The sequence below is a fragment of the Streptomyces sp. MNU76 genome, from assembly GCF_020982545.1.
Lineage (GTDB): Bacteria > Actinomycetota > Actinomycetes > Streptomycetales > Streptomycetaceae > Streptomyces.
The window spans coordinates 389246-401961 of the sequence record NZ_JAJKLK010000008.1 but is presented as its reverse complement, the minus strand read 5'-3'; the positions used below and the strand labels follow the sequence as shown (position 1 = coordinate 401961).

Annotated in this window: 9 protein-coding genes and 2 pseudogenes; 7 read left to right on the top strand and 4 right to left on the bottom strand. The window is 70.9% G+C overall.

Features of this window, described 5'->3' with window-relative positions:
- Window positions 1-5 precede the first annotated feature (5 nt).
- Both E4N62_RS22025 and E4N62_RS22020 read right to left on the bottom strand, forming a co-directional pair.
- Window positions 6-1247 (bottom strand): ROK family protein, encoded by a 1242-nt coding sequence (locus tag E4N62_RS22025; protein WP_230216927.1) that lies wholly within the window; start codon window positions 1245-1247, stop codon window positions 6-8.
- Window positions 1248-1298: 51 nt separating this feature from the next.
- Window positions 1299-1955 (bottom strand): alpha-ketoglutarate-dependent dioxygenase AlkB, encoded by a 657-nt coding sequence (locus E4N62_RS22020; protein ID WP_230216925.1) that lies wholly within the window; start codon window positions 1953-1955, stop codon window positions 1299-1301.
- Window positions 1956-2058: 103 nt separating this feature from the next.
- Here E4N62_RS22020 and E4N62_RS22015 point away from each other — a divergent pair, with 103 nt between their 5' ends.
- From E4N62_RS22015 to E4N62_RS21985, 7 genes and pseudogenes are all read left to right on the top strand, one after another.
- Window positions 2059-3279, top strand: coding sequence for a methyltransferase (locus E4N62_RS22015; protein ID WP_230216923.1), 1221 nt, complete (start codon window positions 2059-2061; stop codon window positions 3277-3279).
- Between the two features lie 156 nt (window positions 3280-3435).
- Window positions 3436-4671, top strand: a complete 1236-nt coding sequence (locus tag E4N62_RS22010) for an IS701 family transposase (protein WP_374117040.1) — start codon at window positions 3436-3438, stop codon at window positions 4669-4671.
- A gap of 252 nt (window positions 4672-4923) precedes the next feature.
- Window positions 4924-5049 (top strand): annotated as a pseudogene (locus E4N62_RS22005) (IS5/IS1182 family transposase); the annotation flags it as partial.
- Window positions 5048-5530 (top strand): annotated as a pseudogene (locus E4N62_RS22000) (sensor histidine kinase); the annotation flags it as partial. The pseudogenes E4N62_RS22005 and E4N62_RS22000, both read left to right, overlap by 2 nt.
- An 89-nt stretch (window positions 5531-5619) precedes the next feature.
- Window positions 5620-6339, top strand: a complete 720-nt coding sequence (locus tag E4N62_RS21995) for an IS6 family transposase (RefSeq protein WP_230216921.1) — start codon at window positions 5620-5622, stop codon at window positions 6337-6339.
- A gap of 65 nt (window positions 6340-6404) precedes the next feature.
- Complete coding sequence (locus E4N62_RS21990) at window positions 6405-6584, top strand: DUF6207 family protein (RefSeq protein ID WP_230216919.1); 180 nt, start codon at window positions 6405-6407, stop codon at window positions 6582-6584.
- 555 nt (window positions 6585-7139) lie between these two features.
- A complete protein-coding gene (locus tag E4N62_RS21985; protein WP_374117039.1) occupies window positions 7140-9200 on the top strand; it encodes a polyprenyl synthetase family protein in 2061 nt (686 codons plus the stop codon).
- 314 nt (window positions 9201-9514) lie between these two features.
- On the opposite strand, the gene E4N62_RS21980 is transcribed toward E4N62_RS21985, so the two are convergent.
- Both E4N62_RS21980 and E4N62_RS21975 read right to left on the bottom strand, forming a co-directional pair.
- Window positions 9515-10087 carry a hypothetical protein gene (locus E4N62_RS21980; RefSeq protein ID WP_230216915.1) on the bottom strand — a complete coding sequence of 191 codons (573 nt, stop codon included), beginning with the start codon at window positions 10085-10087 and terminating at the stop codon, window positions 9515-9517.
- A gap of 38 nt (window positions 10088-10125) precedes the next feature.
- Window positions 10126-11964 carry an MMPL family transporter gene (locus E4N62_RS21975; protein ID WP_230216913.1) on the bottom strand — a complete coding sequence of 613 codons (1839 nt, stop codon included), beginning with the start codon at window positions 11962-11964 and terminating at the stop codon, window positions 10126-10128.
- Window positions 11965-12716: the final 752 nt, after the last annotated feature.

The window sequence follows — 12716 nt, the reverse complement described above, 5'->3', positions numbered from 1 at the left end:
CCCCCTCAGGCCAGCGCTCCCAGCGGGTCGTCGAGCACCGGCTGCCACGCCAACTCGGCCGCTCCGACCAGGCTGTTGTGATCCAGGGTGCAGGCCAGGATCGGGGCGACCCCGCTCTGCCGTCCCCACAGACTGCGCTCGGCGACGACCGCCCGCAGCCGGTCGGGGTCGGCGTCGAGCAGGGCGCGGTGCATGCCGCCGAGGATGATGCGGTCGGGGTTGAGGATGTTGACGAGCCCGGCGAGCCCGAGGCCGAGGCGGTCGATGACGGCCTCGGCGGCCGTACGGACACCGGGGTCGCCGTACTGGGTGCGGATCAGTTCGTTCGCCTGTTGCAGCAGCGAACCCTCGGGGCCCGGATCGCGGCCCACGGCGGACAGGAAGGCACGCGGGTCGGCCTCGACGTCGAGGCAGCCTCGGCTGCCGCAGTGGCAGGGGCGGCCCTCGGGGTTGACGGTGAGGTGACCGACCTCCAGGGCCAGGCCCGAACTGCCCGTGTGCAGACGGCCGTCGAGGACCAGCGCGCCGCCGACGCCCCGGTGCCCGGTCGCCACGCACAGCAGATCGCGGGAACCGCGCCCGGCGCCGTGCCGGTGTTCGGCGAGGGCGGCGAGGTTGACGTCGTTCGCCGCGAACGCGGGTCCAGCGATCCCGGCCGCGCGGACCCGCTCGGCGAAGATCTGCCGGACCGGCGCCCCGGCCGGCCACGCAAGGTGCAGCGGGTTCAGGGCCAGCCCCGCCGGTTCGGCGACGGCCGACGGCACGGCCAGGCCCGACCCCACGCACCGGCGCCCGGTCTCCGCCAGCAGCTCGGCGCCCGCGTCGACGACCGAGCCGAGCACCTTCGCCGGGTCGGCGTCCACGATCTCGCAGGCGGGTGTGGTGGCGACGATCCGCCCGCCGAGCCCGACCAGCGCGGCGCGCCAGCCGTCGGAGTGCACCTGGGCGGCGAGCGCGACGGGTCCCTCCTCGGCGACTTCCAGGCGGTGGGAGGGCCGGCCCTGGGAGCCGGCTGCGGCCCCCGGGTGCGCGTCGACCCGGATCAGCCCCAACGCCTCCAGCTCGGCGGCCACGGCACCGGCGGTGGCCCGGGTGACGCCCAGTTCGGCGGTGAGCACGGCCCTCGTCGGGGCCCGCCCGGTGTGCACCAGCTCCAGCGCCGGACCGAGCGCGCCCCTGCCCCGGTCCAGGCGCGTCCGTGCCGTCGTCCCTTCGCCCGCCGCCTTGGGGGCCGCCTTCCCGTCCATGAGGGCGAGTCTCCCATGATCCGCTCGGCGTCGAACCCCGACCGGCGGGCCTCAGCCGTCGTCTAAGCCGCCGACCCGCAGGGTGATGTTCAGCCGCCCGACCAGCCCCAGCCCGGCCGGCGCGGTCCCCGCATACACCCGGGGCACCCCGTGGTGGGCGGACCGGGCCGGCCCGCCGAACACGAAGAGGTCACCGCTGCGCAGCTCCACGTCCGTGTAGGGCCGGGTCCGTGTCCGCGTGTTGCCGAAGCGGAAGAGACAGCTGTCACCGAGGCTCAGCGACACCACCGGCGCGTCCGACTTCTCGTCGGCGTCGCGGTGCATCCCCATGCGCGCGTCGCCGTCGTAGAAGTTGATCAGGGCGATGTCGTACGCGGCGGTCGCCGCCTCCGCTCCGAGGGTGTCCTCGACGGCGTGCCGGCCCAGCTCCCCCAGCCAGTCGGGGAACGGCTTCACGGGCGCGCCGTCGCCGTCGACGACGGTCCTGGCGTAGGCGTACGGGTACCAGTGCCGGCCGAGGCAGACCTGCCGGGCGGTCATCGTGCCGCCGCCCGGGGTGCGTACGGTGCGGAGCCCGGCGGGCGGGCGGGCCCACACGCGGCAGGCGTCCAGGAGGTGGCGCTGCTGTTCGGCGTCCAGCCAGTCGGGCACATGGACCGCGCCGGGCGCGATCTCCGTCCGGCTCCGGGGGAACAGCTCGGCGTCCATGCAACCATCGTCCCGCACGGCGGCCCGGTGCCGGCGGGGCCCTCGCCCCCACGGCTGCTCGGCGGCCGGGAGCGGGGCCGTGCTCGGTTAGCCTGGGCGCACGATGAGCGACCGTATGACCGTGCCCGAGGGCGAGTACGACCTGGCCCGCTTTCCCGAGGACCCCCGTGACCCGCTGCGCGCCTGGGACGCGTCCGACGCGTATCTGCTGCGCCACCTCGCGGAGAACGGGACGCGGCTGGACGGGACGGTCGTGGTCGTCGGGGACCGCTGGGGCGCGCTGACCACCGCGCTCGCCGCGCACCGGCCCACGCAGATCACCGACTCGTTCCTGGGCCGGCAGGCGACGCGGGCCAACCTGGAACGCAACGGCGTCGAGGCGGACGCCCTGCGGCTGCTCACCACCCGGGACACTCCGCCGGACCGCGTCGACGTGCTCCTCGTACGGGTCCCCAAGAGCCTCGCGCTCCTGGAGGACCAGCTGCACCGGCTCGCGCCCGCCGTGCACGAGGGCACGGTCGTGATCGGCACCGGGATGGTCAAGGAGATCCACACCTCGACGCTGAAGCTCTTCGAGCGGATCCTCGGCCCGACCCGCACCTCGCTCGCCCGGCAGAAGGCGCGGCTGATCCACTGCGCTCCGGACGCGGCGACGCTCAAGGCCCGGGGGGACGATCCGTGGCCGTACACCTACCGGCTGCCGGACGGAATCGGGGTGCTGGCCGGACGCACCGTCGTCAACCACGCGGGCGTGTTCTGTGCCGACCGGCTCGACATCGGCACCCGGTTCTTCCTGCGGCAGCTGCCGAAGGCGCCGAGCGGCGGGCGGGTCGTGGATCTGGGGTGCGGCAACGGGGTGGTCGGTACGGCGGTCGCGCTGGCCGATCCGGGCGCCGAGGTGGTGTTCGTCGACGAGTCCTACCAGGCGGTCGCTTCGGCGGAGGCAACGTACCGGGCGAATCTGCCGGGCGCCGACGGGAAGGGCGGCACAGCGGTGCGCGGTACGGCACCCGGTGCGGCCGAGGGAAGGGCCGGCGGGGCGTCCGAGTTCCTGGTCGGTGACGGCTTGGAGGGGTTCGCGCCGGGCAGTGTCGATCTGGTCCTGAACAACCCGCCGTTCCACTCGCACCAGGCGACGAGCGACGCCACGGCGCGGCGGATGTTCACCGGGGCGCGGCGGGCCCTGCGGCCCGGTGGTGAGCTCTGGGTGGTCGGGAACCGTCATCTGGGCTATCACGTGACGCTGCGGCGGATCTTCGGCAACAGCGAACTCGTCGCGAGCGACGCCAAGTTCGTGGTGCTCAGGGCGGTCAGGCGGACTTAGTACTCCAGCAGTACTTCGTGGCTTGACCTGGGGAAACGTCGAGCGGTGGGAGTGTAGCGGGCGGGGAGTCGTCACGGACGGCTTCTGCCCGCACGCCCCTCGAAGGAGTGCCCCCGATGGCAAGGTCGCCCCGGGCCTGGGAAGCCTCGGGTCGTGATCACCGAACAGGCAGCCGAGACCTGGGACCGCGACCTGGACCACCTCTTCACCACCATCGGGCGCCACTTCGGCCGTGTCGAACCACGCCGCCGCATGCGGGACTACGTGCGCGCACTGCTCGCCCCGGTGGCCCGAAAAAACAGCTGGCAACTTGCCGAACACGCCGGCCACGCCACCCCGGACGGACTGCAGCACCTGCTCTCCCGAGCCCGCTGGAACCCCGACGACATCCGCGACGACCTGCAGACCTACGTCGCCGAACACCTCGGCCGCCCCGACGGCGTGCTGATCATCGACGACACCGGGTTCCTGAAGAAGGGCACTACATCCGCCGGAGTCCAAAGGCAGTACTCCGGCACCGCCGGCCGCACCGAGAACTGCCAGATCGGCGTCTTCGCCGCCTACACCAGCACAGCCGGCCGCGCCCTGGTGGACCGGGAGCTCTACCTGCCCAAGTCCTGGACGGACGACCGTGACCGCTGCCGCGCCGCCAAGGTCCCCGACGAGCGGGAGTTCGCCACCAAGAACACCCTCGCGGCGACGATCGTCCGCAGGGCGCTGGCCTCGCCGCTGCCGGTCGCCTGGGTCACGGCGGACGCCGCCTACGGACAGGACAACCGCTTCCGCCGGATGCTGGAAACATCCGGCGTCGGCTACGTCCTCGCCGTCCCCAAGTCCCAGTTCTCCCTGGCCGGCCCACGCATCGACAAGGCCTTCGAGCAGGCCCCCGACCAGGCATGGGAACGCCGTTCCTGCGGGACGGGCGCGAAGGGACAGCGCGAATACGACTGGGCGGCCGTCCAGTTGCGCCCAGTGTCCGAGTACGACCACCAGGACGGCGTGTTGATCCGTCGACGGTGGGCGCTGGCACGGCGCAGCTTGAGTCGGCCGGACGAGATCGCCTACTACCTCGGCTACGCACCGCTGGATGTCGGCGTGGACGAACTGGTGCGCGTCGCCGGCGCCCGGTGGGCGATCGAAGAGTGTTTCCAGGCAGCGAAGAACGAGTGCGGCCTGGACGAGTACGAAGTCCGCCGCTACGTCGGCTGGTACCGGCACGTCACCTTGGCCATGCTCGCCCACACCTTCCTCGTTGCGATGAGCGCGCGAGCAGCCGAAAAAGGGGATCCACCGGTGAGGATGCCGTGGTCATCGAGCTCACCGTGGCAGAAGTGCGGCGACTCCTGGCAGCTCACACACCCCGAGACGTTCACACCCTCACTCACGTGTTGAGCTGGTCGCACTGGCGCCGACGACGCCAAGCGGTGGCCCGCCGCTGCCACTACCGACGTCGGGGGCACTCCTTCGAGGGGCGTGCGGGCAGAAGCCGTCCGTGACGACTTCCCGCCCGCTACACTCCCACCGCTCGACGTTTCCCCAGGTCAAGCCACGAAGTACTGCTGGAGTATTAGGGCCTGTGTGATGTCGTGATCAATCTTGCCGATCCGGATCCGTCTGGAAGGCGGATCCGGTAGGAAGACGATCGTGACGCGCAGGCAACTCACCGATGAACAGTGGCAGTTGATCGAGCCGTTTCTGCCGATAGGCGAGTACGGCCCGTACCCCGAGCGGCTGCGGGACCAGTTCGAGGGGGTGATCTGGAGCAGACGTCGACGACATCGCCGAGACCTGTCGCACCGCCCGCGGTGAACTGCGCACCACCTTGGAGGTGCTGCGCACACACGACGCCCGCGACGCTCGTGGCCCGCTGCCCGACCTGCACGGACTGGAAGGCCTCGCGCAGGCCGCCCGGATCTCCGGGGCCGAGGTGGATCTGAGGCTCACCACCGACGACGTGCCGCCCGCCGTCGGCGCGGCCGCCTACCGGATTGTGCAGGAGGCCCTCACCAACGCCGTACGGCACGGCGGCCGGCGGGACGTCGGCATCAGGATCGGGGTGTGTGCCGTGGAGGGCGCCCTGCGGGTCACCGTCACCGACGACGGGATCGGCACGGGCGGCGGCCCGCCCGGATTCGGGCTCGTCGGCATGCGCGAGCGGGCGCGCAGTGTGGGCGGAACGCTGGACGCCGGGACGCTTCCCGGTAAGGGTTTCGAGGTCAGTGCCGTACTGCCGCTGGGAGGGAACCCGTGACCATCCGCGTACTGCTCGCCGAGGCGCTGTCACGTTGGCTGAGCGGGTGGGATGATCTTCTGGTTGATCGTGTTGGAGGGGGCTGTTCCGTGGGGGCCGTGGCTCCGTCGTACAAGGGGCACCGATACCCGGTCGAGGTCATCTCCCGCTGCGTGTGGCTGTACCACCGCTTCCCCCTCAGCTTCCGCGAGCTCGAGGAGCTGATGCTCGAGCGCGGGATCGTCCTCTCCTACGAGACGGTGCGCCGCTGGTGCGCCAAGTTCGGGCAGCGGTACGCCGATTCGCTGCGCCGCCGCCGGCCCCGACCTGGTGACAAGTGGCACTTGGACGAGGTCTTCATCAAGATCAATGGAGAACAGAAGTATCTGTGGCGGGCGGTCGACCAGGACGGCAACGTCCTGGACATCCTGGTACAGAACCGCCGGGACAAAGCCGCGGCCAGGCACTTCTTGCGCAGGCTGATGAAGAAGACCCGCACGGTGCCGCGGGTGATCGTCACCGACAAGCTCCGCTCCTACGGCGCGGCCCACCGCGAGGTCATGCCCTCCGTCGAGCACCGCTCCCACAAGGGGCTGAACAACCGGGCGGAGAACAGCCACCAGCCAACAAGGCAGCGCGAACGAGCGATGAAAGGCTTCCGCAGCACCGGCGCAGCCCAGCGGTTCCTGGCCGCGTTCAGCGGCATCTCACCCCACTTCCGACCCCGACGCCACCGGCTGTCCGCACACCACTACCGAGCCGAGATGACCGTCCGCTTCACAATCTGGGAACAGATCACCGGCGCCGCCTACCCCTCCACCACGGCCTGAGCACAGCCCGAAACCGGGCTCCACCACGCCACGACGCACCATCAGACACCTACCCACCCAACAACGTGACAGCGCCAGCGAGCGTCATGGCCTTCCGGGATGCCGTGGTCCGGACGTGGGCGACGGCGCCGGCCGAGCACGTGACGCGGGAGCCGGGTCAGCCCGGCGTACGGATCCGCCTGTACACCGATCTCCGGCAGACGCTCCCCGGGCCCTCGGACGCGGAGGAGTCCGGGATGCAGTGAGGCTGGCTCCGTCGCTACGGGGGAAAGCGACGGAGCCAGCCTGGCTCTACGGTGCCACACCTGAGGACGGCGTGCTCGCCCCTGAGAAGCCGTATCTCTATCGATCACGAGGACGGTTCTGATCGAACGCGGTTCCTGGTCGGGTGATCTCGGTTGGGTAGATGCATGAGGACAGGGTTGAACGGTCGCGGTCGCTGTAAGGACACGGCCGGTCAGTGGTGTCGCAGTCAAGATCACCCTATGGCGTCGTCGTTCGTGGAAGCTCTGCAGCTTGCGACGCCGGGATCCTAGGTTGGGCCCGTGATCAACGCCACCGCCTCTTCGACCTCCGGTGTCCGCCTGCCCGGGCCTGCGAGGACGTCACCGTCCGTCCGCCCTGGTGCGCACGGCACGCCGCATCCTGCTGCCGGCTTGGAGTGGTGGTACCTCAATGGGCACCTGAGCGCGGACGATGGGCGCGCGCACCACTGGGCGGTGCTTCTCGTTCGGCACGAGGCGGTGGACAAAGATGTGCCGGAGCCGGGTTACGGTTACGTCGCCACCTGGGGCGGCGACATGGGGACGGGCGCGGGATCGTGGCTGACGCCTGGCGGGCTTCGAGTAGTCCGCGACTCGATCCTCGGTGACCAGGTGGGTGACCCGCGTGTTCGTGCAGCCTTGGCAGAGGTCCTCTCCGAAGGCGTGCCGCTGCCGGACCGGCTCCTAGAGGGTTCTGTCCGAAGTTCGGCCTCCGAATTGGACATCGTCCTGGGCGACCTCGCGGTGCTGCGTGCCGAGGGGGATGGCAGCTACCGTCTCCGCTTCCGCAGCGAAGGCCACCCGTGTCTTGATCTCCGGCTGGTGCCCTGCAAGCCGGCCGTCCCTCAGGTGAACGTTGACGGGCGGGTGCCCGGCCGGTTTTCCGACGGTGGGGACGAGATCACGACGCACGTCATCTCGCGGCTCGATGTGCAGGGAACGGTGACCACGGGGACAGGCGAGTTGGTCGCCATGCAGGGGCGTGCGTGGTTCGAGCACTCGTGGGGCGGTGCGTGGAATCGGGCCGAACGCTCTGTGGGTGTTGGGGACCGTTCATGGGAATGGGCGGGAATCCAGCTGGACAATGGCTGGGATATCAGCGCCATTCAGTTCCGCATCTGCGACCCCGCTACCAGTGCGCGTCACGGTGATGAGACCTCGACGGCCACGGTGACCGCGCCCGACGGGTCGTGGCGCCTGTCTGAGATGGTGTACGAACCCCTGCGGCACTGGACGTCGGCCGCCACGCTCAACACCTTCCCCACTGCTGCCCGTGTGCGCGTTCCCGAACTCGCGCTTGAGCTCGACGTCATCGGGCCCGCTGCCAGGGGGGAGATCCGCAGCATCGGCAGCCTCCTGAGCTGGTGGGAGAGCCCGGCGACGGTGACCGGGACCATGGACGGAGAACCGGTCCGTGGGCAGGCCTTCTTGGAAACCGTCCCGCCCAACACCATTACCGACTTCGAGCAGTACACGCGCCGCGCCTACGCCCTCGCCCGCGAGGAGGTTTCCGCCGTCTACCCCGCAGGCCCGGACGAGGACCTCGCCCCCCTCACCGGCACGGAATACGGGCCGGCCCTCGACACGTTCACTCGGCGGCGGCTGCACGCCACCCTCGTCCAGCCGGTACGTCACCTCCTGGACGTCCCCGGCCGGGCCTGGCGCCCCTACGCGGGCATCGCGGTCATGTGCCTGTTCGGCGTCGACCCCGAGCCCTACCGTCCGCTGGCGGCGGCCCCTGAACTTCTGCACACCGCCTCGATGATCATCGACGACATCCAGGACAACTCGCCGCTGCGCCGAGGCCGTACCGCCGTCCACGAGCTGATCGGAACGCCTGCCGCGATCACCGTCGGCACCACGGCCTACTTCGCCTTCGACCCGATCCTCGACCGCATCCCGCAGCACGACCCGGCCACGATGCTGCGCGTCCACCGCATCTACCTGCGTGGGCTGCGCGCGGGCCATGCCGGCCAGTCTCTCGACCTCGCCGGTCACCGGGAGGTCTTCGAGCAGGCCGTCGTCAGCGGAGACAACCGCCGTCTCCTTGAGCAGATCCGCATGGCGCACCGGCTCAAGACCGGCGTGCCGGTGGGGTGCGTCGCCGAGGCTGCCGCCGTGCTGGCCGGCGCCGACGAGGAGCAGATCCGCGCCGTCAGCCACTACTTCGCAGCGGTCGGGACTGTCTACCAGATCAGCGACGACGTCGCCGATCTCGATGGTGTCAGCACCGCCGAGGACCTCAGTCGGGGCCGCACGGCGAAGGTCCCCGCTGAGGACCTCCTCAACGGCGAAGTCACCTACCCCGTCGCCCATGCCATCGCCCTGCTCGATCTGCCCGACCGGCGCCGGCTGCGAGACGCCCTGTACCTCCGCACACCCGAGGGTGCCGCCCGCGCTGCCGAGTTCCTCGCCCACAGCGGGGCCCTGGAGGCATGCGCAGCCGAAACCAAGGACATGATCGACCAGGCCTGGACAGCCCTTGGGCCTCTGCTGCCACCCAGTCAGCACAAGGCGATGATCCGTGCCCTGGGCTGGTACGCCGCACAACGCGTCCCTGACCGCCCCGGACCCGCCCCCGAGCAACCGGCACACTGAGACGCCTGCGGGTGCATCCGCGCCCTGTCGAGCGGATCCACCCGACAGGGTCGACCGCGGTGCTCCGCCCTCCGATGCGTTCGGCCCGCCCGTGGAGCAGCGTGCTGGTCCCGTGGCGCTTGCACCGGGGCTGCCGGCTGCCCGGGCACTGAGCGCGGCGATCGCCCCGGCGGACACTCTTGCCGGCGACGGCGAGAGAGCCGCCTGCCGCGGGCCGGGTGGCTGCGACATGCTCGGCCGTGCCGAGGGGCCGCGCCGGGCGGGCTCCGCGAGGGCCTGCCGTGTGGTCCGCTCGGTGCGGGAGGCGGGCGCCGTCAGCGCATGAACTTGATCTTTCCCGCGGCGTGCAGAGTGGCCAGTCCCCTGGTCGCGCAGGAGGTGACGTCGCTGGTGGGGGTGGCGGAGCCGACGACTCTCCTGCCGGTGAGGACGCCGTGGGTGACGGTGCCGCCGAGGAGGGCGTCGCCTGGGTTGTAGCCGCTGATGGAGCGGCGGGTTGAGGTGATCGCCGAGGTGCCGGCCCGGTGGCCGGCACCGTCGCGCCAGGTGATGGTGGCCGTGCCGGTGATGTTCGATGCGCCGCTGCAGCTGGCCTGTCCGGAGCCCTTCATGGTCAGGGTCGCGCTGCGCAGACGCTGCTGGGAGCCGTTGGGGGAGGTGCAGGCCGTGAGCTTGAGGGTGCCGGTGATGTTCACGTGCCGTGGGCGCAAGGTGAGCTTCGGGGAGAACGTCACCGGCCGGTCGGCCGGGGTCGCGGCCCGGCAGGCCAGCGCCGCGGCACGTGGGGCTGCCACAGGAGTGCGGGTGGGAGCGGGAGCGGCGCCGGCCGGGGTGGTCAGGACGGCGGTGGCGACCAGCGAGGTCGCCACGCTTGCCGTCCGACGCATGAGGCGCGTGGTGGTCCAGGCGTTGCTGGGTCGAGGTGTCACAGAGAGGGTCCTTTTCGTGTGCCCGAGAGGGGGTTGGTGGCCGGGTCGGCGCCGCTGCGGGGCGCGGGGATGGGAAGGAGAGGGGAGTGCAGGCGGTGAAGGGCGGGCGGCAGCCACCAGTTGCGGTGGTCGAGCAGGCGCATCAGGGCCGGCACGAGGACGAGGCGGACGAGGGTGGCGTCCAGAAGCACGGCCGTGGCCACGAGGAAGCCCAGTTGCTGAAGGTCCTGCTGACGGGTGGTCATCAGCACGGCGAAGACGCAGGCCAGGGTGGCGGCCGCGGTGGTGATGGGGCGGGCGGTCTCGGCGAGGCCGTCCGCCACGGCCCGACGGCAGTCGCCGTGTGCGCGGTAGTGCTCGGTGATGCGGTGGACCAGAAAGATCTCGTAGTCCATGGACACACCGAACACGATGGTCAACGCCACCAGGGGAATGCCGAGATGAACGCTGTCCGCAGTGTGCCGTGTGGTCCAGGCGAGCAGGCCGAACGCCGCTGCCAGGGACAGCGCGTTCATGAACAGGGCCTTGAGGGGGATCAGCACGCTGCGGAAGGCGAGGAACATGAGCGCGAACGACGTGGCCAGCACGAGGGCGGCGACGTGCCACAAGGCGGCGTTCATCGCTGCCCGGAAGTCGGCCACCATGGCGGCCGGGCCCGTTGCGTAAAACTTCTGGCCGACAGGCAGGAATTGACGGGCAGCCGAGCGGATGGAGGCAGTCAGCTCGGCGGCGGCCGGGGCGTCGACGGGGACGCGGTCGGTGAGGGCCAGGACCGTCAGGTCGTGGCCGTTGTCCAGGGCGGCGACCGTGGAGATACGCGGATCGGCGCGCAGGCGGTCGGACAGTGCGCCGGTGTCCACCGGTCCCTGCTCCACAGTGTGAGGGAAGGCGAGGAAGGTGATGTTGGCCAGGCCGTCGGCTTCGATCTGCCGCATGCCTCGTCCGGCTTCGGTGTCCACCAGCGCGGTGCGGTCGATGCGCACGCCCAGCCTCAGGTCGCTCAGCGGGGTCGCGGCGATCAGCAGCACGGCACCGGCCGCGAGCAGGTAGCGCCAGGGGCGGCCCATCAGATGGTGCGCCCAGCGCACCCAGACCTTGGTGTCGTGGTCCGGGCGGTGCCTTCGGGGCAGGCGGCCGAACTCCAGCATCGGCTCGATGCACGGGAGCACGGCGGGGAGCAGGGTCGTGGCGGTGGCCGTGGCGACCAGGGTGGCCACGGCCACCGCCAGCCCCATCGTGCGGAAGACGTCCACCCCGACGACGAGCAGGGCCGCACTGGCCAGGACGACGGCACCCGCACACCAGGCGATCGCGTGGCCGGCTGTCCCTCTGGCCCGGGAGGAGGCTTCATACGGGCCGGCGCCCTGTTCCCGCGCATGGCGGTAGCGCAACAGGAACAGCAACGCGTAGTCCAAACCAAGGCCGAAGCCCACCGACGTGGCCACAGCCAGGGTCAGCGTGTCCACGTCCGACACCAGCGCGAATGCGAGCAGGGCCCCGGTACTCACCAGGACGGCGAGGCCCGCCGCCAAAAGCGGCACCAAGGCGGCGCCGAGCGATCCCAGGCCGGCCACCAGGAGCACCAACGCGAGGGGGACCGCCAGCACCTCGGCACGCTGCAGGGACCGCAGATCGGTGTGGACCAGGGCGTCGTAGACAGGTGCGGGACCCGTCACCGCGACACTGACGTGCCCCCGGGAGGCGGCAGCCGCAGCCGCATGCGCGGCTTCACGCACCGCCGGGATGCTCTCCTGCGCCGATCCGGGACCGCCGGCAAGCCCGACCAGAAGATAGGCGTGATGCGGATCAAGGCCCGGAAAGTCCGGCACCGCCATGATCCGGCCCACCCCTCCACCGAGGCCACAGCCCCGCCACCGCCTCCACGGACCGCTGGTACGGCTCGTCCACGCGAACACGCAGGGACGGCGAGCTGAAGGCCAGGACGAGACTGCCGTTACCCAACCCGGGCATATCGCGTTCGATCAAGGCGGCAGCCCGGGCCGATTCACTGTCCCCCACCTGCGGAACGCCCCCGCGCACATGGCCGACACCAACAGGCGAAACCAGCAAAGCCGCCACAGCCACAACCGCCCAAACCAGCCCGACCCACGCACGCCACGAAACCCGCACACCCACCTCCCGACCAGCCTCTCTCCCGCACGGCACGCCCGGACGGCCGTCGCACCGCTGCCCCAACTGGCTCATTCACCAAATATTTGAGCAAATCCTTATGAACTGCCCTTAACGGTCCGGCCCGTACACGTGAGGGCGACCGCACCCCCCATAGCCGTGCAGGGCCCGGACGTCGAAGGTCAGCGGCTCCCAGAAGGCGGATCAAGGAGTTCGCCGAGCGTGAAGCCGAGCAGCAAGCTGACCTGCCGCTCAAGTCCGGCAACCTGCGTCTCCACCGGTTCGCCTTTGCCCTGAACCGATCACCACTGGCGATGATGCAGGCGGTGCCATCCGCCATGCCCTGGCACGCCAGATCCACGACCGCATCCAGCCCGTCATCGCTCGCGCGGTCGGCGAAATCCGACAGCGCGGCCCGCACAGCGTCGACGCCCCCGCGTTCGAGGATGCTCCAGAA